The organism is Pseudogemmobacter hezensis (assembly GCF_013155295.1).
Lineage (GTDB): Bacteria > Pseudomonadota > Alphaproteobacteria > Rhodobacterales > Rhodobacteraceae > Pseudogemmobacter > Pseudogemmobacter hezensis.
This window is the reverse complement of sequence record NZ_JABJXT010000004.1, coordinates 76,934-101,880: the sequence shown is the minus strand read 5'-3', so window position 1 is coordinate 101,880 and position 24,947 is coordinate 76,934. Positions and strand designations below refer to the sequence as shown.

Here is a 24,947-nt window from a genome sequence, read left to right as displayed (position 1 = left end):
AGATCCAAAGGCGGCACCCCCGGCATGCGGCGGGTGCCGCCCCCTTTGTGCAACTGTCCCCGCTGCGGGACATCCAGCCCGGAAATCCAATGACCCGCGCCAAGCTTCCGCCCTGGCTTCTCCTGCTCATGCCCGCCTTTCTGATCCTGGCGGCTGTGGTGCTGGTGCCGCTGCTTTTGTCGCTGTATTCCAGCTTCACCCCCTATCACCTGACGCGGCCCGAAACGCTGTGGAAGATCAACTTCCCCTTCAACTATGAGAAGGCGCTGACGGACCTGGGCTTCTGGAAGGCCTTTGGCCGCACGGTTTTGCTGCTGACCATCGCGCTGAACCTTGAGATGCTGCTGGGTCTGGGCCTGGCACTGATGGTGTCAAAGGTGCAGCGCGGCCAGCGCACTTTGCGCACCATGATGATGTTTCCGATGATGTTCTCGCCCATTCTGGTGGGCTTCATGTTCAAATTCATCTTCAACGACAATGTGGGGCTGGTGAACAACGCGCTGCAGTCGATGGGGCTCGCGTCAACCGCGATCCCATGGCTGGTGGACGGCAATCTGGCGCTGTTTGCGATCATCTGCGCCGAGGTCTGGATGAGCACATCCGTCTTTGCGATCCTGATCCTTGCGGGCCTTTACGCCCTGCCCCAGGATCCGCTTGAGGCCGCCAAAGTTGACGGCTGCACGCCCTGGCAAAGCTTTCGCTATGTCACGCTGCCCTTCCTGATGCCCTTCATCTATATCGCCATGGCGATCCGCAGCCTGGACGTGGCCCGCGCCTATGACATCGTCCAGGTGATGACCGGCGGCGGCCCCGCCAAGCGCACGGAACTGCTGTGGACGATGATCGGGCGCACCGGCTATGTCGATGCCCGCATGGGTTACGCGAATGCCATGGGCTATATCGCAATTCTCCTGTCGATCGCCTTCACCGTTTACTTCTTCCTCAAGCTGCAGCGCGCGCGGCGTGAGCTGGGCATGGAGGACTGAGATGGCATCCGCATCAGAGCACCGTCTGCGCAAACGCCTGCTGAAATGGGGCCATTTCATCGGCCTGTTCCTGGCCATGTGCGTGATCTGCATCCCCGGCCTTTGGGTGGTGCTGAACTCTTTCCGCCCGACGGTCGAGATCATGGCAAAACCGCCGGTCTGGATCCCCAATGAGCTGAACCTTGACCATTACCGCGCCATGTTCGGCGGCGCGGGCGAGGGCGGCATCCCGGTCTGGACCTATTTCCGCAATTCGCTGATCATCTCGGTCACCTCGACGCTGATCGCTTTGCTGATCGGCATGGCGGGGGGCTATGCCTTTGCCCGCTATAAGTTCAAGGGCAAGGCCATGACCTTCGTCATGCTGATGGCCACGCGCGCCGTGCCTGGCGTGGCGCTGTCGCTGCCGGTCTTTATCATCTTTGGCCGCACCGGGCTGATCGACACCCATCTGGGGATGATCCTGGTCTATGTGGCGCTGAATGTGCCCTTCACCATCTGGCTGATCGACGGCTTCTTCCGCCAGGTCCCCAAAGAACTGGCCGAGGCCGCCGAGATCGACGGCTGCACCCGCTGGCAGGCCTTCTGGAAGGTGGAATTTCCGGTGGCACGCGCGGGTATCGCCAGCGCCGGGATCTTTGCCTTCCTGACGTCGTGGAATGAATATGCGCTGGCCAGCCAGCTGACGCGCTCGGTCTCGTCCAAGACGATGCCGGTCGGCCTTTTAGACTTCACCTCGCAATTTACCCTGAACTGGGGGGGGATGTGTGCGCTTGCGGTTCTGATGATCGTGCCCGCCCTGATCCTGACCTTCCTCGTTCAGAAACATCTGATCGCCGGCCTGACCTTCGGCGGCGTGAAAGGATAAGCCATGGCCCAGGTCCATCTGAAAAACCTTGTCAAAAGCTATGGCGCACTCAGTGTCGTCCATGGGATCAACCTTGATATTGCCGAGGGCGAGTTCGTCGTCCTGGTCGGCCCTTCGGGCTGCGGCAAGTCCACCACGCTGCGCATGGTCGCGGGGCTGGAGGACATCTCAGGCGGTGAGATCGTGATCGGCGACCGCGTCGTCAACGACCTGCCCCCGCGCGAGCGTAACCTTGCGATGGTGTTCCAGAACTACGCGCTTTACCCGCATATGACGGTGCGCGAAAATCTGGGCTTCTCGCTGAAGATCGCCAAAAAATCGCAAGGAGAGATCGACGCGGCGGTGAATGAGGCCGCTGAAATCCTGGCGCTGACGCCGCTTCTGGATCGCAAGCCAGGTGCGCTTTCGGGCGGCCAGCGCCAGCGTGTGGCCATGGGCCGCGCCATTGTGCGCCACCCGGATGTCTTCCTCTTCGATGAGCCGCTTTCGAACCTGGATGCGAAACTGCGCACCCAGATGCGGGTTGAGATCAAGAAGCTGCACCAGAAGGTCGGCTCGACCGTGATCTATGTCACCCATGACCAGATCGAGGCGATGACGCTGGCAGATCGCATCGTCATTATGCGCGACGGCCATATCGTCCAGGTCGGAACACCACTTGAGGTGTTTGAAAACCCGGTGAATACCTTCGTGGCAACCTTCATCGGCTCGCCACCCATGAACCTTTTGCCGGGCGTGGCGAAAGACGGCCAGATCGTGCTGGCGGATGGCACCGCGATCCCGCTGCCGCCGGGCTATAAGCTGGCCGAGGGGCGCAGGATCCAGCTGGGCATCCGCGCCGACAATATCATGCCCGAGGGCCACGCGCTGCCGCCCACCGCCCATATGGCCCATGTCGATATGAAGGTGACGCTGTCGGAACCCCTTGGCACCGAGACCGTGGTCTATGCCCAGCTTTCCGGCACCGAGGTCCAGGCCAAGATGCTGAACCCGCGCCCGGTGCAAACCGGCGAGGTGCTGCGCTTTGCCATCGCGCTGGACAAATGCCACCTCTTCGACGCTGACACCGGCCTCAGCCTGAAAGCGTAACCCATGGCGCTGATCCAGCGGGCCGAGGCCTTCATCGTCGATCTGATCCCAAAGGTGAAACGCACCGATGCGATCCAGTCGTTCAAAAGCCAGGAGACGATCTTCGTCCGCCTGACCGACAGCGACGGCGCGACGGGCCTTGGCTATAGCTATACCATCGGCGATGGCGGCCATTCCGTGCTGGAGCTTTTGCGCCGCAGCTTCCTGCCGCGCCTGATCGGGCGCGAGGCGGGCATGATAGAGGCGATCTGGCGGGATCTGCTTTTCGCCAGCCACGCCACCGCCGTCGGCCCGATCATGGCGCTGGCCCAGGCCGCGATTGACACCGCGCTCTGGGATCTGCGCGGGGTGAAAACCGGCCTGCCGCTGCATATGCTGGCGGGTGGCGCGAAAACCGCCGTGCCGATGTATTCGACCGAGGGAGGCTGGCTGCATCTGGAGCCTGCGGCCCTGGTCGACGACGCGCTTTCGATGCGCGAGGCGGGGTTCCGCGGCTCAAAAATCAAGATCGGCAAGCCCACCGTCGCCGGTGATGCAGCCCGGCTTGAGGCGGTTCGCGCCGCCTTAGGCGATGACTATGAGATCATGACCGACGCCAATCAGTCGATGACGCAGCCAGAGGCCTCGCGCCGTCTGAACCTGCTGGAGCGTCTGAATATCGCCTGGTTCGAGGAACCCCTGCCCGCCGATGACATCGCCGGCCATGCCCGCCTGACCCGGCAATCCCGCGTGCCGATTGCGGTGGGGGAAAGCATGTATTCTCCCGGCCAGTTCGCCGATTACATCCATGCGGGCGCCTGTGGCATCGTTCAGGCCGATGTGGCGCGGATCGGCGGCATCACGCCCTGGCTGAAAGTGGCCCATATGGCCGAGGCGCATAACCTGACGATCTGCCCGCATTTCCTGATGGAGCTGCATGTGTCGCTGGTCTGCGCCGTTCCCAATGCGCCCTGGCTGGAATACATCCCGCAGCTTGACGATATCGCAGCCCCCATGGCCCGCGATGGCGGCATGGCGCTGGCGCCCACCACCCCCGGCCTCGGGATTGACTGGGATCATCAGGCGCTGGCGGCCAGGACCACGGCGGGCTCTTACATCAGCATTACGGAGAAAATGGCATGAAACGCTATGGATCGGTTCTGGGCCTCTCGGAAGAGGGCAAGGCGGAATATAAAGAGCTGCATGCCGCCGTCTGGCCTGCGGTTCTGGCAAAGATCACAGAGTGCAATATCCGCAACTACTCGATCTTTCTGAAAGAGCCAGAGAACCTCTTGTTCTCTTACTTCGAATATATCGGCGACGATTACGCGGCCGATATGGCGAAGATGGCCGCAGACCCCGAGACGCAGAAATGGTGGGCGGTGAACCAGCCCCTGCAGCGCCCGCTGGACACCCGGGCCGAGGGCGAATGGTGGGCCGATATGACGGAAATCTTCCATCATGACTAAGCTGAGGCAGGTCATCACGCCGCCGAAAACCGCGCTGCCGATTGTGATTTTCGGCGCGGGCTCGATCGTCTCGGACGCGCATCTGCCCGCCTATGCGAAGGCGGGGTTCCAGGTGGCGGGCATCTGCGACCCGGATCTGGAAAAGGCCCGCGCGATCCTGCCGCCCGGGGCTGTGGCCTATGCCAATGCGCAAGAGGCGGTCGCCCTGGGCACCGGCGCGATCTATGATCTGGCGTTGCCGCCCGCCGCGATCCCTTCGGTGCTGAAGGCTTTGCCCGAAGGCGCGGTGGCGCTGATCCAGAAACCGCTGGGCGCGGATCTGGCCGCCGCCGATGAGATCATCGCCATTCTGCGCGCGCGAAACATCCGTGCGGCGGTGAATTTCCAGCTGCGTTTCGCGCCGATGTCGCTGGCCCTGAAGGATGCGATTGACCAGGGGCTGCTGGGCGATCTGGTCGATTTCGACGCCTGGCTGGCGCTGGATACGCCCTGGCATCTCTGGGCCTTCCTGAAGGATCTGCCCCGGGTCGAGATCCTGCTGCACTCGATCCACTACCTTGATTTTGTGCGCGATATTCTGGGCAACCCCCAGGGCGTTCATGCAAAAACCATGGGGCATCCGGGATCGTCAGTGTCGAACACCCGCACCTCGATGATCCTTGATTACGGGCAAAAGGCGCGGGCCAGCCTGTCGATCAACCACAATCACGCCTTTGGCCGCAAATTCCAGGCCTGTGAGTTCCGCATCTGCGGCACCAAAGGCGCGGCTTACCTGAAACTGGGCGTTAACCTTGATTACCCGCGCGGCGAGCCCGATGAGCTTTGGCTAAACGCAGACGGCGAATGGCGGCAGGTGCCGCTGATCGGCAATTGGTTCATCGAGGCCTTCGTCGGCCGCATCACGCAAGTGATGCGCTTTGCCACGGGCGAGGACGCAACCCTTCAGGGCAGCGCCGAGGACGCCTGGCACACCATGGCCCTGGTCGAGGCCGCTTATGAATCCAGCGCCCTTCCGGCGCATCCGATAAGGACCGCACCCAATGCTTGAACAGGTAAAATACTTTGAGGATTATGAGATCGGCGAGGGCCGCGACACCGTCGGGCGCACCATCACCGAGACGGATTTCGTCGTCCATGCAGGTCACTCGGGCGATTTCTTCCCCCATCACCTGGATGCCGAATTTTGCAAGACGCTGCCCTTTGGCCAGCGCATCGCCCATGGCACCATGGTTTTCACCATCGGCGTCGGCCTGACCGCCACCATCATCAATCCGGTCGCCTTTTCATATGGTTACGACCGGATGCGCTTTGTGAAACCGGTGTTCATCGGCGACACGATCCGCTCGCGGGTTGAGATCATCGCCAAAGAGCTGATGGAAAAACGCCCCGGCTATGGCCGCGTGACCGAGCGCCTTACCGTCACCAAACACACCGGCGAAACCGCGCTGGTCGCCGACCACATCTATATGGTCGAGTGCCGGAAATGAGCGGGAAATCATCCTTCGGCCCCTTCCTGCTTTTGTCCGACAAAGACAATGTGCTGGTGGCCCGCGCCAATTCCCCCGAAGGCCTGGAGGTTGCGCTGGAAAGCGGCCCGGTGCAGCTTGGCCGCGACATTCCGATGGCCCATAAGATCGCCCGCCATGACATTGCCCCGGGCGATGTGATCCTGAAATACGGCATGCCGATCGGCATTGCGACCGAGGCAATCGACGCCGGCGCGCATGTTCATGTGCACAATATCCGCTCGGCCTATACGCCCACGCATATGCTGCAGGACGCCGATGGTCGCAGCGCAGGAGTGTCCCTATGAGCGATATTCAGGGCTTTTTGCGCAATGATGGCCGCAAGGGCATCCGCAACACGCTGGTCGTGGCTTATCTGGTCGAATGCGCGCATTTCGTTGCATCCGAGATCGTGCAGCAGTTCCGCAATACCCCCCATGAGGGCGAGGTGCAGCTGATCGGCTTTCCCGGCTGCTATCCGAATGAATATGCCGCGCAGATGATGGAAAAGCTTTGCACCCATCCGAATGTGGGCGCGGTGATGTTTGTCAGCCTTGGCTGCGAAAGCTTCGACAAGGTTCGCGCCGCGAATGCGGTCAATGCCTCTGGCCGTCCGGTCAGGACGCTGGTGATCCAGCGCACTGGCGGCACGCGCTCGACCATCCGGGCGGGGGCCGACTGGGTGCGCCAGACGCTGGCCCAGATCGCCGCGGTGCCACGGGTGAAGATGGGCGTTGATGAGCTGATCATCGGCACCGTCTGCGGCGGATCGGATGGGACCAGCGGCATTTCCGGCAATCCGGCGGCGGGTAAGGCCTTTGACCTGCTGGTGGCCGAGGGCGCAGCCTGCATCTTTGAGGAAACCGGAGAGCTGATCGGCTGCGAAGAGATCATGGCCGAACGCGCGGTGACGCCCGAGCTGGGCAATCTTTTGCGCGAAAGCGTGCAAAAGGCCGAACGCTACTATGCAACCCTGGGCTATGGGTCATTTGCAGCCGGAAATGCCGCAGGCGGTCTTTCGACGATTGAGGAAAAATCGCTGGGGGCCTATGTGAAGTCGGGTGACAGCCCGATCTCGGGCCTGATCAAACCCGGTGATATACCGCCCGGGGCTGGGCTTTATCTGATGGATGTCGTGCCTGATGGCGATGTGCGCTTTGGTTTCCCGAATATCTCGGACAATGCCGAGATCGTCGAGATGATCGCATCCGGCGCACATATGACGCTGTTCGTGACCGGGCGCGGCTCGGTTGTGGGCTCGGCGATTTCGCCGGTCATCAAGATCTGCGCCAACCCCGACACCTATCGCAACCTGTCCGAGGATATGGATGTGAACGCGGGTGACATCATCGAAGGGGTCCGCTCGATCGCAGAGGTCGGGCAGGAAATCCGCGATCTGGTTGTCGCCGTGGCCGCAGGCCAGCAGACCAAATCCGAGGAACTGGGTCATCGGGAATTCATCCTGACCTATAAATCATTTGAGCCAATCGGCCCGGCCTGTCTGCCGGGCGCGGCCTGAGGAGAGAGAGATGCAAAGACTGTTGGGACAACGGGCCCTGATCACCGCGGCAGGCCAGGGGATTGGCCGCGCCAGCGTGCTGCGCCTTGCCGAAGAGGGCGCCGAGGTCATCGCAACCGACGTCAATGAGGCGGCGCTGGCGGATCTGGCAGGCGTCAAAGGCGTCACCACCCGCGTGCTGAACGTGCTGGACGGCGCGGCGATCACCGCCGCCGTGGCCGAGGCCGGGCGCATCGACGTGCTGTTCAACTGCGCGGGCGTGGTTCATGCAGGCGATATCATGGCCTCGACCGAATCCGAGTGGGACTTTGCTTTCGATCTGAACTGCAAGGCGATGTATCGCATGATCCGCGCCGTGCTGCCGGGGATGGTGGCGCAGGGCGGTGGCTCGATCATCAATATGGCCTCGGTCGCGGGCCCGCTGACTGCCCCCCCGAACCGCTTTATCTATTCGGCGTCCAAGGCGGCGGTGGGCGGCATCACCAAATCGGTGGCCCAGGACTATGTGAAGCAAGGCATCCGCTGCAACGCGGTCTGCCCGGGCACCGTCGACAGCCCCTCGCTGCACCAGCGCCTGAAAGACACCGGGAATTATGAGGCCGCGATGGAGGCCTTTATCGCCCGCCAGCCGATGGGCCGCATCGGCAAGCCCGAGGAAATCGCCGCAATGGTCGCCTATCTGGCCGCGCCCGAATCCGCCTATACCACCGGCCAGCTGTTCGCGCTGGATGGCGGCTGGACGATCTGAGGAGAAAACGATGAAACTTGTTCGTTATGGCGAACGTGGCCAGGAAAAGCCCGGCCTGATCGACGCTGATGGCCGCATCCGCGACCTCTCGGCGCATGTCGCTGATATCGCGGGCCCGGTGCTTGAAGATCTCTCGGTGCTGGCGAAAATCGACCCGGCTTCGCTGCCGCTGGTCGAGGGCAACCCGCGCTTTGGCGCCTGCGTCGGCCAGACCGGGAAATTCATCTGTATCGGTCTGAACTATTCCGACCACGCCGCCGAAAGCGGCATGGCGGTGCCGCCAGAGCCGGTGATCTTCGCCAAATATACCAGCGCGATCTGCGGGCCGAATGACCCGATCCTGATCCCGCGCGGCTCCGAGAAAACCGATTGGGAGGTCGAGCTGGCCGTGGTGATCGGCAAGCCCGCGAAATACGTCTCTGAGGCCGATGCGATGGATCACGTCGCAGGCTATTGCGTCTGCAACGATGTCTCAGAACGCGCCTATCAGATCGAGCGTTCGGGCCAGTGGTCGAAGGGCAAAAGCTCTGACAATTTCGGGCCAATCGGCCCCTGGCTGGTGACCCGCGACGAGGTGGCGAACCCCAATGATCTGAACATGTGGCTGAAGGTGAACGGCGAGACGTTCCAGAACGGCTCGACCAATACGATGGTCTATCAGGTGCCGTTCCTGATCTCTTACCTGTCGCAGTTCTTCACGCTGCATCCGGGCGATGTGATCTCGACCGGAACGCCTCCGGGCGTGGGTCTGGGCCAGAAGCCGCCGCGCTATCTGAAGGCGGGCGATGTGGTCGAGCTGGGGATCGAGGGCCTCGGCACCCAGCGTCAAATCTGCGAAAACGACGCCTGAAGGCGGGTTTTCATGCAATGAAAAAGGCGGCAGGGTTGATCCTGCCGCCTTTTTTCTTTCCCGCCTCAGGTTTTGGCGAAGCTTTCGCGGAACAGGCGGTTGATCTCATCAATCACCGGGGCGGCGGCGCGTTTTTCCACGAGGCTTGCTGTGATCAGCTCGGATGCCGCGCTTTGGAAGCCCATATAGCCATTGTGGCGCGGGCGCAGCCAGGCCCCCTCCAGCGTGGCCCGCGTGTCCTGATAAAAGCCCGCAGTCGCCGCATTGACGCCCGCATCCTCCCAGGCATCCGCATGGCCGGGCTGGCCCCCGGCAGCCGCGAATGGGCCTTTTTGCACCGCCCCGCTGGCGATCCAATAGGCGAAATCGACCGCCGCATCGCGGTCTTTGGAAAAGGCCGAGACCGCGATCCCGGTGCCACCAAGCGCCGAGCCGACCGGGCCGCCTGCGCCAATGGTCGCAATATCGGCGAAACGGATCAGATGGTCGCGGAAACCCGCAATCGCGTAATTCACATAGCCATAGATCAGCGGCGCACAGGCGATTTTTGAGCCCGGCTTTGCCATCTCCTCAAAGACCGCAATCGGGTCCTGGCCCGCGCAGGCCGGGTCAACCAGATCGGCCATCTCGCGCAACAGCGCCCAGACCTCGGCCCCGGTCTGATCGTCGATGATCTGATCGCCGCTGACCGCGCAGGCCCGCCCCAGATTGCCCGCCCCCAGATTTCCGGCCAGCGTGAACATCGACATCAGCGAATGCGGCGGGCGCAGCGGCAAAAGGCATTTGCCCTGCCTGGCCAGCGCCACCACCTGATCCCAGGTCGTGGGCGGGGCGTCGATCAGATCGGGCCGCCAGGCCAGCACCTGCGTCGCCGCATCAATCGGAAAGGCCCATTGGCGGCCCTGCCAGTTGTAGCTGGGAAAGCTTTTGCCGACGCTGCCCGCCGCCAGCGCGGCAAGCGCCGCCTCACGCCCTGGCAGGTCCAGCGGGGCCAGACAGCCCTCATCGGTGATCTGGCCGACATGGGGGTGGTCGATGACGATCAGGTCAAATTCGCGGGCCAGATCCTCGACCGGATAGGTCTCAAAATCCTGCAGCGAGCGCTTTTCCCAGTCGATCTGCACCCCGGTCTGCTGCGCCCAGATGTCCGAACAGGCCACCATCGGATCATAGCCGCGCGGGTGGCTCCAGGTCATGCCTTTAAGTTGGGTCACAGGTCGAACTCCTTGCGGATGGCAGTGCTATGTGCACCGATCAGCGGTGCGGCACCGGGGCGGGCGGGGCGATGGCCGTTCAGGCGCATCGGCAGGCGGGTGGTCTCAATTGAGACACCATCCTCGCGGGTGACGGTGTGCAGCATGTCAAGGACGCGCATCCCCTCGGACGCCAGCAGCTCTGGCCAGTCCAGCACTTTGGCGCACCAGATATCGGCGGGCTCCAGCAAGGAAAGCCAGTGATCGACGGTGCCCGTCGCCACCTTATCAGCGATCAGCCGCTTGATGGTGTCACGCTGCGCGAAGGCCGCTTTCGGATCATCGCAGTAGGGGGCGAGCGTCTCGATCCCCATCAGATCGGCCAGCCGGGCAATAGGCGTCATCGCAATCGCCAGCCAGCCATCTTTGGCCTGATACACCCCGTAAGGTGCCGACAGATAGGCATGGGCCGAGCGGAATTCCGAGCGTTTGGGCACCCGGCGGCCATCGTTCAGATGGGTGGTCAGCACCTCGAACTGGAAGTCGATCAGCGCCTCCATCAGCGAGGTCTGCACATGCATGCCCTGGCCTTTCAGGCCCTTGCGCACCAGCCCGGCCAGGATGCCCTGGCAGCAGGCCGCCCCCGCCAGCATATCGGCCACCGCCAGACCAAAGGGCACCGGCCCCTGCCCCTCATCGCCGTTCAGCCACATCAGCCCCGAACGGGCCTGCGCCAGCAGGTCCTGGCCGGGGCGCATCACCCAGGGCCCCTCATCGCCGTAGCCAGAGATCGAGGCATAGACGAGGCCCGGATTGATCGCCCGCACGGCATTGTAATCCAGGCCAAGCCGTTCAATCACGCCGGGGCGGAAATTCTGGATCAGCACATCGGCGCGGGCAATCAGCTTTTTCAGCGCCGCCAGATCGCCGGGGTCTTTCATATTGATCGCAAGGCTTTCCTTGCCGCGGTTGATCGCGTGGAAAATCGTGCTGTCGCCGCCGATCTCCGTGTCAGACAGATAGAGCCGGCGCGAGAGATCGCCGCCATCGGGGCGCTCGATCTTGATCACCCGCGCCCCCAGATCCGCCAGCCGCAATGAGCAATAGGGCCCAGAGAGGAACTGGCTCATATCCAGCACCAAAAGCCCGTCCAGCGGCAGATCGGTCGCGTCAGTCATCATTCTTCTCCCCCCGGATCGGGCAAAACGCCGCCTTCCGGCCTGTTTCGTCAGTAAAGAATGTTTTCATTTATGGAACAAGCCTGCAAGCCGGATTCTGCTGTCGCCCAAAAGAAAACACCCAGGCAGGGCCCGGGTGTTGCATCGGCGAACAGGATGTTCTGCGCCCCTCAGCGCCCTGAGCGCTACGATCAGGGGTTGGCGGGCTGGGCCGAAAGCTCGCGGCTGATCTCAAGCAGATGTTCCAGCACGCGGTCGCGGTCGGGGGCATTGGGGTTTTCCAGGCGGCGCACGAAGGGGCAGGTCACCACCGCCAGCACCGCGCCATTCGCCCCCAGGATCGGCACCGAAAGGTTCCAGACCGCAGGCGTCTGATGGCTTTCCATCGCCTCATAACCCTGGGCCCGCACCGCCTGCAGCCGCGCCTCAAGCCCGGGGCCGGGGGTCTCATGGGGCATCGGGTCGTGTTCCTCGAACATCAGCGCCCGCTCCTCATCCGAGGCAAAGGCCAGGAACACATGACCCGAGCCGGAATTGACCAGCCCGATCTGCGCCCCCACCCGGATCGTCACGCCCCAATATCCCGGCGCCTCGACCTGGGCGATCACCACCAGATCGCCGCGATCATATTTCACCAGATGGCAGGCCTGTTCGGCTGTATTGGTAAAGCGGCGCATCACCGGCATCGCCTGATTGACCAGGCGGCGGATCGGCGGGCGCATATGGGCCAGCAGGAACAGCTTCATCGTCAGCTGATAGCTGTCGCCTTCGCGGGTGACATAGCCGCGCCGCGCCAGCCGGTCGAGCATGCGAAACAGCTCTGTCGGAGAGCGATCCAGCGCCGTCGCGATTTCCTTGAGCGTCATCCCCTCTTCGCGGGCGGCCAACAACTCAAGCATATCAAGGCCCTTGTCCAGCGCAGGGGCGCGGTAACGGCCTTCTTCCTCAGCGTCGCTCATTATTTCACCTGTAAAATCCCACTGCATGCTACACGCAAAAGCGCCCCGGTCAATGAGATTTGCTGACGCAGGTTATTTTTATATGTGAAACACAACAAGGGCGACAATGCGCGACATTCGGGCGGATTGTCTTATTGTTTTACTCAGGATAAACGGAGCCAATGCTCTTTCTCCTGCCGAAAGGACCCGGAATGCGCCTTACATTGCCCTCTTTGCTGGCCTGCACCGCGCTTGCCCTGCCCTTTTGCCTTGCCCCCCTCAGCGCGGCCCTGGCCGATCCGGTCACCCTGACCCACGCCCAGGGCGAGCTGGTCATCGAGGCCCCGGTCGCCAAAGTGCTGATCCTGGACCCAAGTGCGCTGGATATCGCTGCGGCACTGGGGGCAGAGCCCGCAGGCGTTCTGGGCACCAATCTGCCGCCCTATCTGCAGCAATTCGCCGCCGACAGCTATCCCAAAGTCGGCACCATCTTCGAGCCCGATTATGAGGCCATCGCCGCCTCGGGCGCGGATTTGATGATCATCGGCTCGCGCACCGCGCCAAGCTATCCGCAGATGTCGCAGCTATTGCCGACGGTCGATCTCAGCCCTGACAGAACGCATCTGACCTCAGTGCGCGAGAACATCGTAAAGGTCGGGCAGATTTTCGGCAAAAATGAAGAGGCGGCGGCGCTGGTGGCCAGCCTTGACGAAAAGCTCGCGCGGCTGAAACCGCTGGCCCAGACGGCGGGCACGGCGCTGATCCTGGTGGTCAATGGCGACAAGCTGGGCGCCTATGGTGCCTCTTCGCGGCTGGGCTGGATCCATAACGAGCTGGGCTTTGCCACGGTCGAAGAGAACTTCGATGATCGTTTTCACGGCGGCGATGTGATCTCATTTGAATATATCCTGGAACGCGATCCCGACTGGATCTTCGTCGTCGACCGCAGCGCGGCGGTGGGCGAGGACGGCGGCGCGGCTGCGGTGCTGGACAATGCGCTGATGGCCGAGACCAGCGCGGTCAAAAACGGCCATCTGGTCTATCTGAACCCGCAGGCCGCCTATATCACCTTCAGCGGCTATACGGCGGTGACGACGCTGCTGGATCAGATCAGCGCGGCCCTCTCTGCTGACGCAACCGCCACCCCGGCTGCGGCCGAATAGACCTTGCGGCTGGGGCTGGCCTTTTTGCTGGTTGCGGCCCTGGCCGCGATCAGCCTGACGGTGGGGGTTTCCGGCCTCAGCCTGTCGCGGCTTTTGGCGGGAGATGGGCGCGACTGGCTGATCCTGTGGGAAAGCCGGGTGCCCCGCACGCTGGCGCTGCTGCTGGCCGGGGCCTCGATGGCGATTGCGGGGCTGTTGATGCAGATCGTGATCCGCAACCGCTTTGTCGAGCCCTCAACCACCGGCACGGTTGAGGCGGCGGGCCTTGGCCTGCTGGTCATGACGCTGCTGGCGCCTGGCGCGCCGGTGATCGTGAAAATGGCGGTGGGGGCGGTATTCGCGCTTGGTGGCACGGGGCTGTTTTTGCTGGTCCTGCGCCGGGTGCCGCTGCGCGATCAGATGATAGTGCCGCTGATCGGCATCATCCTGACCGGGGTGCTGCATGCCGCCACCACCTTCTTCGCCTATCGCGCCGATCTGATGCAGACGGTGCTGGCCTGGACGCAGGGTGACCTTTCTGGCGTGCTGCGCGGCCGCTATGAGCTGTTGTGGCTGGGCGCGGCCATGGCGGCGGTCGCCTGGATCGCGGCGGATCGCTTCACCCTGGCGGGGCTGGGGCGCGATATGGCCACCTCGCTGGGGCTGGCGCATGGGCGGGTGCTGGCGCTTGGGCTGAGCATCGTCTCCGGCGTGACGGCGGTGGTGGTGGTGACGGTGGGGATCATCCCGTTTCTGGGGCTGATCGTGCCGAACCTGGTCAGCCTGGCGCTTGGCGACAATATGCGCCGCGCGGTGCCCTGGGTGGCGGTTTCGGGCGCGGGTCTGGTGCTGGCCTGCGACATCCTGGGCCGCATCCTGCGCGCCCCCTATGAGATCCCGGTCGGCACCATTCTGGGGGTGATCGGCAGTCTGACCTTCCTGATCCTGATCCTGAAAGGCCGCCGCAATGCAGCCTGAGGCCCGGATATTGCCTGTAACACCGGCCCAGTCTGAAACACGGGCACAACTGGCGCTGATCCTGCTGGGCGGTGGCGTCTTTCTGGCGGCAGCGCTTTTCATGACACTGGGGGCCAGGGGCAGCTGGGCCTTTGTGCTGCAGTTTCGCGGCATGAAACTGCTGGGGCTGATCCTGATCGCCCATGCCGTCGCCGTATCAACCGTGCTGTTCCAGACGGTGACTGCGAACCGGATCCTGACCCCCTCGATCATGGGGTTTGACGCGCTTTTCGTGCTGTCCTCAACGCTGCTGATCGCCTTCATGGGCTCGGTCCAGCTGTCCGGCCTGGATCCGCGGCTTTTGTTCGCAGCCCGGCTGATCGTGATGACCCTCTTCTCGATGGCGCTATACCGCTGGCTGTTTCTGGGCGAAGAGCAAAGCCTGCACCGCCTGCTGCTGACGGGCGTGGTCTTTGGTATCTTCCTGAGGACACTGGCAGAATTCGTGCAGCGCATGCTGGATCCGAATGAATTCATGGTGCTGTCCGACATGCTTTTCGCCAGCTTCACCAAAATCGACCCGGTGCTGATGGGCATTGGCTGGGCGCTGGTGCTGGCGGTCACGCTCTGGCTGGCCCGCAACCTGGCGCGGCTGGATGTGATCGGGCTGGGCCGTCCGGTCGCGGTCAATCTGGGCATCCGCTGGCGGCGCGATGTGCTGCTGGTGCTGGCGCTGGTCTCGGTGCTGGTTGCGGTCTCGACGGCGCTGGTCGGGCCGGTCACCTTCTTTGGCCTGCTGGCGGCCAGCCTTGCGCGTCTTGCGGTTGGCACCACGCGCCATGCCGTGCTGCTGCCCGCCGCCAGCCTGACCGCGATGCTGCTGCTGATCGGCGGCCAGACCCTGCTGGAGCGCCTTTTCGCCTTCAACACCGCGCTTGGCATCGTGATCGAGTTCTTTGGCGGTGTGGTGTTCCTGATCCTTTTGCTGAAAGGCGGCCGCAGATGATCGAGACCAGGGCTTTGCGCAAAAGCTATGGCAGCAGCCTTGTGCTGGATGAGGTCAGCCTCACCCTGCCGCGCGGCGGGATCACCAGCATCATCGGTGCCAATGGGGCCGGGAAATCCACCCTGCTTTCGGTGATTTCACGGCTTCTGACCGCCGATTCCGGCGCGGTTTCCATCGACAGTCAGGATATTTTCCGCGCAGCCGGGCCAGAGCTTGCCCGCAAACTGGCGGTGCTGCGCCAGGACAATCACCTGAACGCCCGGCTGACCGTGAAAGAGCTGGTCAGCTTTGGTCGCTATCCCCACAGCAAGGGCCGCCTGACCCCGGCCTGCCGCGAGGCGGTCAATCATGCGATGACCTGGCTGGACCTGACCGCGCTTTCCGACCGCTTTCTGGATCAGCTTTCGGGCGGCCAGCGCCAGCGGGCCTTTGTCGCCATGACGCTGGCCCAGGAGACCGACTATATCCTGCTGGATGAGCCGCTGAACAATCTGGACATGAAGAACGCCCGCGCCATGATGCTGACCCTGCGGCAGGCGGTGCAGGCCTTGCAAAAAACCGTGGTCATGGTGCTGCATGACATCAATTTCGCCTCGGTCCATTCCGACCGCATCATCGCCATGAAGGCGGGCCGGGTGATCCATTCCGGAACGCCCGCCCAGATCATCACCCCCGCTATCCTGCGCGATGTTTACGATATGGAAATCACAGTGCAAGAGATCGACGGCCACCGATTTGCCTTTTACTACGGCTAGTTGCTCTCGCTTTGGGGGGCGATCCGGCCTATGATCCGCCAGCCGCGCAGCCACCAGCAGGAGTGCCCGTGACAGATCCGACGGACCTGGTTCTGACCGCCGAAGAGGGGGCCGCTTTTTTCGGCGATGACGACAGCTCGATCGCCTATAACCGCGTTTATTTCGCGCTGCAGCGCATCCAGCGCACCCTGATGCCAGAGATCGAGAAAAGCCTGCGCGCCCTCGGGATCCAGGATCCGATCTGGTATGAGATCCTTGAGGCCGCCGAGCAGGCAGGCCCCGAGGGGGTGCGGATGCTGGCGCTGCAAAAGCGGCTTTTCGTGCCGCAATATGCGCTGTCGCGCCATGTCTCGCGGATGGTGAAAGCCGGGCTGATCGAGCGCGAGGCCTCAGGCGATGCAGGACGCGCCCAGATCGTGCGGCTGGCCCCGGCGGGCACGGGGATCGCGGATGGCATCTGGGCGGTCTATGTCGAAAAGATCCAAAGCGCCCTGGGCCCGCGCCTGCAGCCGGGCGAGGCCTATACCGTGTTGCGGATGCTGAACCGGCTGTATGACTGAAAAGGGGGCGGAAAACCCGCCCCCTTTGCATTGTCCCAGGTCTCAGAGCCTCTCAGAACTTCATCGAAGCCACGATCTGCACCGAGCGCCCCGGCTCATAAAGCGGCGTGATCGAGCGGAAATCCTGGCCATAGGTGGCGCGGTCGGCATAGGTCTTGTCGAAGAGATTGTTGACCTCGGCCCGGATCACCAGCCCCTCGATCTGCGGCGCCTGATATTCGGTGAAGAGGTTCAGCACCGCATAGCCGGGGATCCGCTGATCGGCCCAGGCATCGGTGTGGCGATAGCTTTTGGCCGCCTCGATCGAGCCGCCAAAGGTGAAATCGCTGCCCTCGGGGGTATGCTGCGCCTCAAGCGCCAGCACGCCGCCCAACGGAATGCCCAGATCGACCGCGCTCCAGCTGTCGGTGCCCGCGCCGTTCACGGTAATCTTACTGTGCGAATAGCTGGCGCGCAGATAGCCGCCATCCCAGCCGTAACCCAGCCCGATATTGAAGCCACGGCTTTCCATGTCATTGACGATCTGGCGGTCGCGGGCATCGTTGATTTTGGTGACGAACAGCTCGCCGTTCAGGCTGAGATCCCCGGCCTCATAATCAAAGCCCAGCGTGTAATTGGTCGCCCGCGAGGCCCGCAGGTTGCCGTAATTCCAGGCGTCGTCATAGACGAAATTGTCCTCAAGGATCAGCCCGCCGAACACCGAAGAGGCCCCGCCGCGCAGGCTGAACGCATCGGTGATCGCATAAGACACCGAGGCATTGCCGCTGAGGCCAGAGAAGCTGCCCTTCCAGCCCGAGATCCCGGTAAAGCGCTGATCGTCCCACCGCAGGCCGAAAGAGGTCGAAAGCCGCTCGGTCGGTTCCAGCCGGGCCTGGACGTAAAGGCCCAGGTTGCGGGCGGATTCGGTATATGGCCCCCATCTCGCATCGCGGTAGGTGCTTTCCTTGTCATAGAAATCGACGCCCGCGGTGATGGTGTTCACGTCCGAGAGGTGAAAGCGGTTCTCGATTTTGGCCGAAAAGGTCTTGTTCAGGCCCCGGCTGGTCACAAGCCCCTGGATGCGGCCGATATCGGGCTGATCGACGGCGATATCCATCTCTGACCAGCCCAGCACGACGCGCGGATCCCAGATGCCCTCGGCCTGGGTATTCTCATAGGACAACGAGACGGTCTGGCGCTGCGTGTCATAGCGGCGCAGCGGCTGGGCGGTGGTCACATCCGAGTCGCTGGCGAAATTGGCGCGGTAGGGGCGCAGCGCGTCGTCATCCATCCGCTGGCCAGACAGCTCAAACCGATGGCCGTCGGGGGTTTCATAGGCCAGCTTCAGCAGCGCCGAGGTCAGATCGGCGGCGCTGCCCACAATCCGGTCGCCCGCGCCGGTTTTGTAATCCTGGCCACTGGCCCGTTTGCCGTAAAGCAGCCATTCAAAACCGTTGTGACGGCCCGCCAGCGTGGCAGATCCCGCCGCCGTCTGGCCGTTTCCGGTATATGACAGGCGCGAATTGCCGCCGAAATTGCGGCCCTCGCCGATGATATCGGCGGCATCGACCGTCTCCATCACCACCGCGCCCGCCAGAGCATGCGGCCCGGCATCGGCGGGTGCGGCGCCTGCATCAACGCGCACGAATTTCATCAGCCCCGGGTCAAAGGCATTGGCAGAGACATGGTGGAAGATGCGGTTGTTTTGCGCCACGCCATCGACCTGCACCGCCAGGTTCAGCATATCGACACCGTTCACATAGATCTTTTGCGCCACCGGAATGGCACCCCCGACCGAGACCGAGGCGATGCCTGCGAAAAGATCTTTCAGATCGCCCATCCGGGCGCGGTCCAGTTCAGCCTCGGCGACATATTGGCTGCTGGCGCGGTCGGCGGCATTGCCATCGGGGTCCTGGGCTCGGCTATGCGCGGGGTCCAGATAGATGGTGCCAAGCGCGGTATCCTCATCCTGGGCGGCGGTCTCTTGCGCAAGGACGGGGGCGGCAAGTCCCATCGCGCTGCCAGCCAGAAGGGCTGCAAGGATGGGGCGGAAATTACGGGAAGGGGCCATGAATATCTCCTGTCGGCAATGCGGCTGAGAGAGACTCCTGGCTGCGATCTGCCTAACAGGGAATCGATGAACATGCAATCGCATGTTTGAGGATGTCAGCACGCCCCCGGCACCGCCCCACGCACGCGGCGGGCGGGTCAGCCCGGATCGGGGGCGGCAGGGGGGCTGCGCAGCTGAAAGCGCTGGATCTTGCCGGTCTGGGTTTTGGGCAGGGCGGCGGTAAAGATCACGCTGCGCGGATATTTGAAGGGCGCAATCACCGCTTTCACATGGTCTTGCAGCAGTTTCACCATCAGCGCGTCGCCCGTCTGGCCTGGCACAAGCACCACATGGGCCTGAACGATCTGGCCGCGCTCAGGATCAGCCGCGCCGATCACCGCGCATTCCTGCACCGCCGGATGGGACAGCAGCGCCGCCTCGACCTCGGGGCCCGCGATATTATAGCCCGCCGAGAGGATCATATCATCGGTGCGGGCGGAAAAGTGGAAATAGCCCTCGTCATCCTGCCAGAAGGCATCGCCCGTCAGGTTCCAGCCGTCGCGGACATAGACGCTCTGGCGCGGGTCATCCATATAGCGGCAGCCCGTCGGGCCGCGCACCGCCAGCCGCCCCGTCTCGCCGCGCGGCTTTTCCTGCATCGCCTCATCGACGATCTTCGCCTGATAGCCGGTGACGGGTTTTCCGGTACAGCCGGGGCGGTGATCGTCAAAACGGTTCGAGATGAAAATATGCAGCATCTCGGTCGCGCCGATCCCGTCCAGCATCGGCTTGCCGGTTTTCGCCTGCCATTCTTCATAGACCGGGGCAGGCAGGGTCTCGCCCGCCGAAACGGCGGCGCGAAGGGAGGAGAGATCCGCCCCCTCATCCATCGCCTTCAGCATCACGCGGTAGGCGGTGGGGGCGGTGAAACAGACGGTGGCGCGGTGCTCTTCGATCATTGCGATCATATTCGCGGGGCTGGCCTGTTCCAGCAAAGCCGCCGTCGCGCCAAAGCGCAGCGGGAAGATCGCCAGCCCACCGAGGCCAAAGGTGAAAGCCAGCGGCGGGCTGCCGATGAAGATATCCTCGGGCGTGACGCCCAGCACCTCTTGCGCATAGCCATCGGCGATGATCAGCAGATCGCGGTGGAAATGCATCGTCGCCTTGGCCTCTCCGGTGGTGCCAGAGGTGAAACCCAACAGCGCCACATCATCGCGCCCGGTCTTTACCGCCTCAAAGCGCACCGGCTTTTTCAGCGCCGCGCGGTCCAGTTCGGCATCATGATTGGCGGTGCCGTCAAAGCCGATCACCGTCTCCAGGAAGGCGCTTTCGCGGCTGCAGGCGACCAGCTCATCCATCAGGCGAGTGTCGCAAAGCGCGTGGCTGATCTGCGCCTTGTCGACGATCTTCGCCAGCTCGCCCGCCCGGAGCATCGGCATGGTATTGACGACCACCGCGCCAGCCTTGGTTGCCGCCAGCCAGCAGGCCACCATCGCCGGATTGTTGGCCGAGCGGATCAGCACCCGGTTGCCCGGCCTGACGCCATAGTCTTGCGCCAGCACATGGGCGATGCGGTTGGTCCAGTCGCTGAGTTCCTTATACGTGCGGCTGCGGCCATTTCCGATCAGCGCGACATGATCGCCAAAGCCGCGTTCGACCATGCGGTCGGTCAGCTCTACCCCCACATTCAGCCAGTCGGGATAGTCAAACCCCGCAAGGTGCATCTCTGGCCAGCTGTCGCCAGGCGGCAGGCGGTCGCGGGTGAATGTGTCGATATGACCTGACGGACCAGGCATGGCGGAACCTCCTTTTCGGCCTTTACAGCGACGGCGGGCTGGCACGGGGCTGCGTGAAACCGCGCCGCTGTCAGGCCTGGCCCTTAGCCAAGCACCGTTTCATGCCGGATGCCCTGACGGGCCATTTTCGCATAGGGGCAGATCTTTTCCGTCTCGGTGACCAACTCTTGCGCAAGCGCCCGGTCCAGCGAGGGCAGCGTCGCGGTGACATGGGCGGTCAGCACATAAAGCCCATCCTCGGGGTCGCGGCCAAAGCTGACCTCGGCGCGGATGCTGGTGGCGGGGTCGAGTTTGATCTTGCGCTTCATCGCAATCAGCCCAAGCGCACCGTGGAAACAGGCCGCATATCCGGCGGCCAGCAGTTGCTCGGGGTTGGGGCCGCCACCGGGGCCGCCCATGGCCTTTGGCAGCCGCAGCGCCAGATCGGTCGCGCCGTCATCAGACAGCGCATGACCCGAGGCGCGGCCATGCCCGGCGGCGCCCCCGGTAACCGTCACGCTGGTCGTATAGACCGGCAAAACCTCGGTTCCTTCATAGGGATCAAGTAAAGAGACGGGCGGCGGCTTCAACTCGGTCATCTGGGCGTCCTCGTTACATTACTTTATGTTCAAAACATTTGAATATGAAATATTACCTGTCAAGCTTTTTCCTGGACCCTGAAATACAGGCGTTTTTGCCGCCCCAAAACCTGCGCCCGGGTCGCCCCGAATGGGCGGCGGCGGCAGAGATGAAAAGGCCCCGGACGGCATCAGTGACGCTGTCCGGGGCCGGGATCTATCGGGCTGTCTGCGCCCGGGATCAGGCGGTCAGAATGACCTTCATCGCCTTTTCACGCGCGGCATTCGCAAAGACATCATAGGCCTACAAAATCTGATGCAGATCAAAGCGGTGGGTAATCAGCTGTTTTGCGTTGATCCGCCCCGCCTGCAGCGTTTTCAGCAGCATCGGCGTGGTGCTGGTGCAGACCAGACCCATGGCGATATTGATGTTCTTGATCCACAGTTCTTCGATATGCAGCTCTACGGGTTTGCCATGCACGCCGACATTGGCGATAGCGCCGCCCGCTGCCACGATCTTCTGGCAGACGTCAAAGGTTGCGGGCACGCCCACCGCCTCGATCGCCACGTCAACGCCCAGGCCCCCGGTCATCTCCAGCACGCTGGCGACCGCATCGGCCTCGCCGACCTGGACGGTATCGGTCGCGCCGAATTGCAGCGCCAGCGCCAGGCGGGCCGGGTCGGTGTCGATCATGATGATCCGCCCGGGCGAGTAGAATTGCGCCGTCAGCAGCGCCGACATCCCCACCGGGCCCGCGCCGATGATCGCCACCGTATCACCCGGCTTCACGCCGCCCGCCTGGACGCCGATCTCAAGCCCGGTCGGCAGGATATCCGACAGCATCACCAGCGCCTCTTCGTCGGCGCCCTCGGGGATGTGGTAAAGCGAGTTGTCGCCATAGGGGATGCGGACATATTCGGCCTGGGTGCCATCAATCTTATGGCCCAGGATCCAGCCGCCATCAGCGCAATGCGCGTAAAGCTGGCGTTTGCAATTCGCGCATGACCCGCAAGAGGTCACGCAGGAGATCAGCACCGGATCGCCCTTTTTGAAGTTGCGCACCGCCGAGCCAACCTCTTCAACGATGCCCACGCCCTCATGGCCCAGGGTCCGGCCCTCGGTCACGGCGGGCACATCGCCCTTCAGGATATGCAGATCGGTGCCGCAGATGGTGGTTTTGGTCACCCGGACGATGACATCGGTCGGCTTGTTCAGACCGGGCTTTTCCTTCTCGATCCAGTCTTTCTTGCCTGGTCCCTGATATACGAGCGCTTTCATGACGGGCCTCCTCCTTGCCAGCTGCGTTTCGCGGGGCCTGCGCTTTGCGGGCCCTGTGCCATGGGTTTAGCAGCGGGAAAGAGGGCAATGCATGCAGCGGTATGCCGGGCAGGTATCGCAATCGGCAATCCGCGTTCGAAAACGGCAGCAAATTGCAGGCGGGGCTGTGTTGGGGCTGGCAAACCGCCCTGATGCGTTATGATATAACGCGCCTGCGCCGGGCCAGCGTATCGCCCGGGCTTTCGCCGAACTGGCGGCGATATTTCACCGCCAGCGCACCAAGGTTCACATAGCCATGCGCCGTGGCGATCTGCGAAACAGTCTGCCCCGGCCGCGCCGCCACCAGCGCCTGCTGCAGCGCCTGCAGCCGCGCCCGGCTGAGAAACTCATGCGGGGAAAAGCCGCGAAACCTGCGGAACCCCTCTGAGAGGGTGCGGGCGCTGATCCCCAGCTGCGCTGCGATCTGCAGGATGCCAGGCGCCTCTGTGGCCTGGGCGGTCATCAGCCGCTCGGCCTCGCGCACGTAATGAGGGGCGGCGGCGCGGGCGCCTGCCTCCAGGTTCAGATCGGCGCATTCGGCCCAGTTTCGCAGCAGCTCAAGGCAGATGGTCTCTTCGACGCGCCGCTCGATCAGCGGGTTCGGGATCGCATCGCGCCGCGCATCCAGCGAGCGGGTGGCATAGTCCAGCAGCGAGAGCCAGGCGCTTTGCCCGACGCCGAAGACCATGCGTTTGCGCCACAGCTCATCGCCGGGCACAAAGCCATACCAGCGCAGGGCGGTGTCCTCCATCAGGCGATGCGGGATGGTCAGGTTCAGCTGCAGATCATGGCCATCGGCGATGTTCCAGTAATCGGTGCGGCTGCAATCGACCACATAGCTGTCACCGGGGCGGGTATCAAAGGCGTCATTGCCGCCCAGCGGATGCCGGACCGAGCCGCGCAGCGTGTTCACCACGATGATATTGCCGGAATCGGGGTCGAATTCATCGGCGCGGGTGGGGGTGCCAAAGCAAAAGCGGCTGAAGGTGATCTGGCCGATTTTCAGCATCCGCATCGTCGCCCGCGGGTCCAGCCCATGGGTCAGAGGGCGGCTGGTCAGTGGCATATAGGCACGGGCGCAGAAATCATTGACCACCGCCCAATCGCGGCTGTCATTCAGCCTGCCCTGCAAAAGCGGCTGGCCCTGGCCATCGTGCAGCAGCGCGGTCTCCAGCATTGGTGCCCCTCCCCTGACGCCAGCATCATGCCCCCTGGGCGTTACGATGCAACCCGGGCGGGCAATCCACAAGCCATTTCCGCAGCCCGCCCCCTTTCAGCCGCGGGTCAGGCGGGCCCAGGCGGTGCGCAGCCCAGTTCCCGCAGCACCAGATCGGCGATCCTGGTCGCACGCGCCCCCCGGCGCCATGTCAAAAGCACCCGCTGATCCAGATCCGGCGGCAGCGCAAATGACGGCAGATCGTGCAGATGCGGGCTGAGATGGGCCGGCAAGACACTGAGCATCCCCTCATTTTGCACCATCGAGACGATGACGGGCAGCGATTCCACCTCGATCAGCCGGGCGCTTTTGCGCCAGTCCTGGCCGATACGGGCCTCAAAATAGGCCTCGGCCCGCTGGCGCAGCCCGCTGCGGCGCGACTGCAGCACCAGCGGCGTGTGGCGCAGCAGCTTTTGCAACCCCTCACGCGTGGGGCGGGCAGCGGCCAGGGCGCGACCATAAAGCGCCACCGGGCCGCGCATCACCTCGGCCTGGATATAAGCGGCCTCGCGCAGGCGGGCGTCCAGGAAAACGCAGTCGAAACGCCCCGAATCAAGACCCAGCAGCAGATCCTCGGCCAGGGTCGAGACCAGCGAGAACCGCAGGCCATGGCGCAGATGCAGCCCCGCGCCCAGCCGCGCCAGCATCCGCGACAGATCACCATCGGCCGAGGCCGGGATCATCGCGCCAAGACTGGCAGGCCGCCCGGTTTCGGGCTTCAGGCTGGCGGTCAGGCTGCGCCATTCATCCTGCAGCCGGGCGATCTGCGACAAAAGCCGCTGGCCTTCGGGCGTCGGGACCAGCCCCGAGGCGCTGCGCTGCGCAACGCTTACGCCAAGGCTGCGCTCGATCAGCGCGACCTGGCGCGTCAGCTGCGGCTGGCCGATCCCCAGCACCAGCGCGGCCCGGCGTATGGATCCGGTGCGCAGCACCTCGGCCAGCCGGAACAGCGCCTCAATCCCGACCGAGGCCTTTGGCACGCTGTCCCTATTGCCCATATTGCCAAAGGCGCCCGCATGGATCTGCTGCATCAGATCCGCGATCCGCTGAATGGCGGGGCGGCAGCGACGGCCCTCCAGCGTCAGGGCAAGCCCCTCTTCGGTGCGGCGCAACAGCACCACGCCAAGGGCATCCTCCAGCCGGGCGATGGCGGTGCTGGCGCTGGAGACCGGCTGCCCCATGGCCCGCGCCGCCGCCCGCACACCGCCATGCCGCATCACCAGGCCCGCCAGGATCAGGGTCGAGCTGCGCATGATTTTCCCGCATCACCTGTTCATAAAAAGGCATAT

25 protein-coding genes are annotated in these 24,947 nt (G+C 63.4%); 16 read left to right on the top strand and 9 right to left on the bottom strand.

The features are described 5' to 3' along the window. Positions 1–89: 89 nt before the first annotated feature. The 11 genes from HOY34_RS06110 to HOY34_RS06060 are packed head-to-tail and all read left to right on the top strand — an operon-like array spanning position 90 to position 9,013. Complete coding sequence (locus tag HOY34_RS06110; protein WP_172360888.1) at positions 90–986, top strand: carbohydrate ABC transporter permease; 897 nt, start codon at positions 90–92, stop codon at positions 984–986. A 1-nt stretch (position 987) separates the two neighbouring features. Then, positions 988–1,854: a carbohydrate ABC transporter permease gene (locus tag HOY34_RS06105; protein ID WP_172360886.1), complete on the top strand. Its 867-nt coding sequence runs from the start codon at positions 988–990 to the stop codon at positions 1,852–1,854. A 3-nt stretch (positions 1,855–1,857) separates the two neighbouring features. Beyond that, positions 1,858–2,943: an ABC transporter ATP-binding protein gene (locus HOY34_RS06100; RefSeq protein WP_172360884.1), complete on the top strand. Its 1,086-nt coding sequence runs from the start codon at positions 1,858–1,860 to the stop codon at positions 2,941–2,943. Between the two features lie 3 nt (positions 2,944–2,946). Next, positions 2,947–4,065 (top strand): mandelate racemase/muconate lactonizing enzyme family protein, encoded by a 1,119-nt coding sequence (locus HOY34_RS06095; protein WP_172360882.1) that lies wholly within the window; start codon positions 2,947–2,949, stop codon positions 4,063–4,065. Continuing rightward, positions 4,062–4,391, top strand: coding sequence for an L-rhamnose mutarotase (locus HOY34_RS06090; RefSeq protein WP_172360880.1), 330 nt, complete (start codon positions 4,062–4,064; stop codon positions 4,389–4,391). The genes HOY34_RS06095 and HOY34_RS06090 overlap by 4 nt, the downstream gene beginning before the upstream one ends. Beyond that, complete coding sequence (locus HOY34_RS06085; RefSeq protein ID WP_172360878.1) at positions 4,384–5,439, top strand: Gfo/Idh/MocA family protein; 1,056 nt, start codon at positions 4,384–4,386, stop codon at positions 5,437–5,439. Before HOY34_RS06090 ends, HOY34_RS06085 begins: the two co-directional genes overlap by 8 nt. Continuing rightward, entirely contained in the window at positions 5,432–5,878 is a 447-nt protein-coding gene (locus HOY34_RS06080; protein WP_172360876.1) for a MaoC family dehydratase, read from the top strand. Before HOY34_RS06085 ends, HOY34_RS06080 begins: the two co-directional genes overlap by 8 nt. Then, the gene (locus tag HOY34_RS06075) at positions 5,875–6,204 is read left to right on the top strand and encodes a UxaA family hydrolase (protein WP_172360874.1); all 330 of its coding nucleotides are present in this window, start codon (positions 5,875–5,877) and stop codon (positions 6,202–6,204) included. The genes HOY34_RS06080 and HOY34_RS06075 overlap by 4 nt, the downstream gene beginning before the upstream one ends. Continuing rightward, positions 6,201–7,415 (top strand): UxaA family hydrolase, encoded by a 1,215-nt coding sequence (locus tag HOY34_RS06070; protein ID WP_172360872.1) that lies wholly within the window; start codon positions 6,201–6,203, stop codon positions 7,413–7,415. Before HOY34_RS06075 ends, HOY34_RS06070 begins: the two co-directional genes overlap by 4 nt. A 10-nt stretch (positions 7,416–7,425) precedes the next feature. Next, positions 7,426–8,163, top strand: a complete 738-nt coding sequence (locus HOY34_RS06065; RefSeq protein WP_172360870.1) for an SDR family oxidoreductase — start codon at positions 7,426–7,428, stop codon at positions 8,161–8,163. A 10-nt stretch (positions 8,164–8,173) separates the two neighbouring features. After that, on the top strand, positions 8,174–9,013 hold the full coding sequence (locus HOY34_RS06060) for a fumarylacetoacetate hydrolase family protein (protein ID WP_172360868.1): 840 nt from the start codon (positions 8,174–8,176) through the stop codon (positions 9,011–9,013). Between the two features lie 65 nt (positions 9,014–9,078). Here HOY34_RS06060 and HOY34_RS06055 read toward each other — a convergent pair whose 3' ends face one another. From HOY34_RS06055 to HOY34_RS06045, 3 genes are all read right to left on the bottom strand, one after another. After that, entirely contained in the window at positions 9,079–10,227 is a 1,149-nt protein-coding gene (locus HOY34_RS06055) for an extracellular solute-binding protein (RefSeq protein ID WP_366926920.1), read from the bottom strand. Then, the gene (locus HOY34_RS06050) at positions 10,224–11,384 is read right to left on the bottom strand and encodes a CaiB/BaiF CoA transferase family protein (protein ID WP_172361164.1); all 1,161 of its coding nucleotides are present in this window, start codon (positions 11,382–11,384) and stop codon (positions 10,224–10,226) included. Before HOY34_RS06050 ends, HOY34_RS06055 begins: the two co-directional genes overlap by 4 nt. A gap of 191 nt (positions 11,385–11,575) precedes the next feature. Beyond that, on the bottom strand, positions 11,576–12,343 hold the full coding sequence (locus tag HOY34_RS06045) for an IclR family transcriptional regulator (protein ID WP_172360866.1): 768 nt from the start codon (positions 12,341–12,343) through the stop codon (positions 11,576–11,578). A gap of 191 nt (positions 12,344–12,534) precedes the next feature. Here HOY34_RS06045 and HOY34_RS06040 point away from each other — a divergent pair, with 191 nt between their 5' ends. From HOY34_RS06040 to HOY34_RS06020, 5 genes are all read left to right on the top strand, one after another. Continuing rightward, complete coding sequence (locus HOY34_RS06040) at positions 12,535–13,485, top strand: siderophore ABC transporter substrate-binding protein (protein ID WP_172360864.1); 951 nt, start codon at positions 12,535–12,537, stop codon at positions 13,483–13,485. A gap of 3 nt (positions 13,486–13,488) precedes the next feature. Continuing rightward, on the top strand, positions 13,489–14,442 hold the full coding sequence (locus HOY34_RS06035; RefSeq protein WP_172360862.1) for an ABC transporter permease: 954 nt from the start codon (positions 13,489–13,491) through the stop codon (positions 14,440–14,442). Beyond that, on the top strand, positions 14,432–15,427 hold the full coding sequence (locus HOY34_RS06030; RefSeq protein WP_172360860.1) for an iron chelate uptake ABC transporter family permease subunit: 996 nt from the start codon (positions 14,432–14,434) through the stop codon (positions 15,425–15,427). Before HOY34_RS06035 ends, HOY34_RS06030 begins: the two co-directional genes overlap by 11 nt. After that, a complete protein-coding gene (locus tag HOY34_RS06025) occupies positions 15,424–16,182 on the top strand; it encodes an iron ABC transporter ATP-binding protein (RefSeq protein ID WP_172360858.1) in 759 nt (252 codons plus the stop codon). Before HOY34_RS06030 ends, HOY34_RS06025 begins: the two co-directional genes overlap by 4 nt. A gap of 68 nt (positions 16,183–16,250) precedes the next feature. Beyond that, a complete protein-coding gene (locus HOY34_RS06020; protein WP_366926919.1) occupies positions 16,251–16,742 on the top strand; it encodes a MarR family winged helix-turn-helix transcriptional regulator in 492 nt (163 codons plus the stop codon). Between the two features lie 52 nt (positions 16,743–16,794). Here the strand turns inward: HOY34_RS06020 and HOY34_RS06015 are convergent, their stop codons facing one another. From HOY34_RS06015 to HOY34_RS05990, 6 genes are all read right to left on the bottom strand, one after another. After that, on the bottom strand, positions 16,795–18,792 hold the full coding sequence (locus tag HOY34_RS06015; RefSeq protein WP_172360856.1) for a TonB-dependent receptor plug domain-containing protein: 1,998 nt from the start codon (positions 18,790–18,792) through the stop codon (positions 16,795–16,797). Positions 18,793–18,929: 137 nt separating this feature from the next. After that, positions 18,930–20,567: an AMP-binding protein gene (locus HOY34_RS06010; protein ID WP_172360854.1), complete on the bottom strand. Its 1,638-nt coding sequence runs from the start codon at positions 20,565–20,567 to the stop codon at positions 18,930–18,932. Positions 20,568–20,650: 83 nt separating this feature from the next. Next, the gene (locus HOY34_RS06005) at positions 20,651–21,145 is read right to left on the bottom strand and encodes an Ohr family peroxiredoxin (protein ID WP_172360852.1); all 495 of its coding nucleotides are present in this window, start codon (positions 21,143–21,145) and stop codon (positions 20,651–20,653) included. 283 nt (positions 21,146–21,428) lie between these two features. Further along, positions 21,429–22,403: a zinc-dependent alcohol dehydrogenase family protein gene (locus HOY34_RS06000; protein WP_172360850.1), complete on the bottom strand. Its 975-nt coding sequence runs from the start codon at positions 22,401–22,403 to the stop codon at positions 21,429–21,431. Between the two features lie 196 nt (positions 22,404–22,599). Beyond that, positions 22,600–23,619, bottom strand: a complete 1,020-nt coding sequence (locus tag HOY34_RS05995) for an AraC family transcriptional regulator (protein ID WP_172360848.1) — start codon at positions 23,617–23,619, stop codon at positions 22,600–22,602. Between the two features lie 107 nt (positions 23,620–23,726). Beyond that, positions 23,727–24,911, bottom strand: a complete 1,185-nt coding sequence (locus HOY34_RS05990; RefSeq protein WP_172360846.1) for a LysR family transcriptional regulator — start codon at positions 24,909–24,911, stop codon at positions 23,727–23,729. Between the last annotated feature and the right edge of the window lie 36 nt (positions 24,912–24,947).

What these genes read in the sequence shown, in the direction of transcription:
- HOY34_RS06110 (WP_172360888.1), top strand. Translation starts at nt 90, where the DNA reads ATGACCCGCGCCAAGCTTCCGCCCTGGCTTCTCCTGCTCATGCCCGCC.
- HOY34_RS06105 (WP_172360886.1), top strand. Translation starts at nt 988, where the DNA reads ATGGCATCCGCATCAGAGCACCGTCTGCGCAAACGCCTGCTGAAATGG.
- HOY34_RS06100 (WP_172360884.1), top strand. Translation starts at nt 1,858, where the DNA reads ATGGCCCAGGTCCATCTGAAAAACCTTGTCAAAAGCTATGGCGCACTC.
- HOY34_RS06095 (WP_172360882.1), top strand. Translation starts at nt 2,947, where the DNA reads ATGGCGCTGATCCAGCGGGCCGAGGCCTTCATCGTCGATCTGATCCCA.
- HOY34_RS06090 (WP_172360880.1), top strand. Translation starts at nt 4,062, where the DNA reads ATGAAACGCTATGGATCGGTTCTGGGCCTCTCGGAAGAGGGCAAGGCG.
- HOY34_RS06085 (WP_172360878.1), top strand. Translation starts at nt 4,384, where the DNA reads ATGACTAAGCTGAGGCAGGTCATCACGCCGCCGAAAACCGCGCTGCCG.
- HOY34_RS06080 (WP_172360876.1), top strand. Translation starts at nt 5,432, where the DNA reads ATGCTTGAACAGGTAAAATACTTTGAGGATTATGAGATCGGCGAGGGC.
- HOY34_RS06075 (WP_172360874.1), top strand. Translation starts at nt 5,875, where the DNA reads ATGAGCGGGAAATCATCCTTCGGCCCCTTCCTGCTTTTGTCCGACAAA.
- HOY34_RS06070 (WP_172360872.1), top strand. Translation starts at nt 6,201, where the DNA reads ATGAGCGATATTCAGGGCTTTTTGCGCAATGATGGCCGCAAGGGCATC.
- HOY34_RS06065 (WP_172360870.1), top strand. Translation starts at nt 7,426, where the DNA reads ATGCAAAGACTGTTGGGACAACGGGCCCTGATCACCGCGGCAGGCCAG.
- HOY34_RS06060 (WP_172360868.1), top strand. Translation starts at nt 8,174, where the DNA reads ATGAAACTTGTTCGTTATGGCGAACGTGGCCAGGAAAAGCCCGGCCTG.
- HOY34_RS06050 (WP_172361164.1), bottom strand. Translation starts at nt 11,384, where the DNA reads ATGACTGACGCGACCGATCTGCCGCTGGACGGGCTTTTGGTGCTGGAT.
- HOY34_RS06045 (WP_172360866.1), bottom strand. Translation starts at nt 12,343, where the DNA reads ATGAGCGACGCTGAGGAAGAAGGCCGTTACCGCGCCCCTGCGCTGGAC.
- HOY34_RS06040 (WP_172360864.1), top strand. Translation starts at nt 12,535, where the DNA reads ATGCGCCTTACATTGCCCTCTTTGCTGGCCTGCACCGCGCTTGCCCTG.
- HOY34_RS06030 (WP_172360860.1), top strand. Translation starts at nt 14,432, where the DNA reads ATGCAGCCTGAGGCCCGGATATTGCCTGTAACACCGGCCCAGTCTGAA.
- HOY34_RS06025 (WP_172360858.1), top strand. Translation starts at nt 15,424, where the DNA reads ATGATCGAGACCAGGGCTTTGCGCAAAAGCTATGGCAGCAGCCTTGTG.
- HOY34_RS06015 (WP_172360856.1), bottom strand. Translation starts at nt 18,792, where the DNA reads ATGGCCCCTTCCCGTAATTTCCGCCCCATCCTTGCAGCCCTTCTGGCT.
- HOY34_RS06010 (WP_172360854.1), bottom strand. Translation starts at nt 20,567, where the DNA reads ATGCCTGGTCCGTCAGGTCATATCGACACATTCACCCGCGACCGCCTG.
- HOY34_RS06005 (WP_172360852.1), bottom strand. Translation starts at nt 21,145, where the DNA reads ATGACCGAGTTGAAGCCGCCGCCCGTCTCTTTACTTGATCCCTATGAA.
- HOY34_RS06000 (WP_172360850.1), bottom strand. Translation starts at nt 22,403, where the DNA reads ATGAAAGCGCTCGTATATCAGGGACCAGGCAAGAAAGACTGGATCGAG.
- HOY34_RS05995 (WP_172360848.1), bottom strand. Translation starts at nt 23,619, where the DNA reads ATGCTGGAGACCGCGCTGCTGCACGATGGCCAGGGCCAGCCGCTTTTG.
- HOY34_RS05990 (WP_172360846.1), bottom strand. Translation starts at nt 24,911, where the DNA reads ATGCGCAGCTCGACCCTGATCCTGGCGGGCCTGGTGATGCGGCATGGC.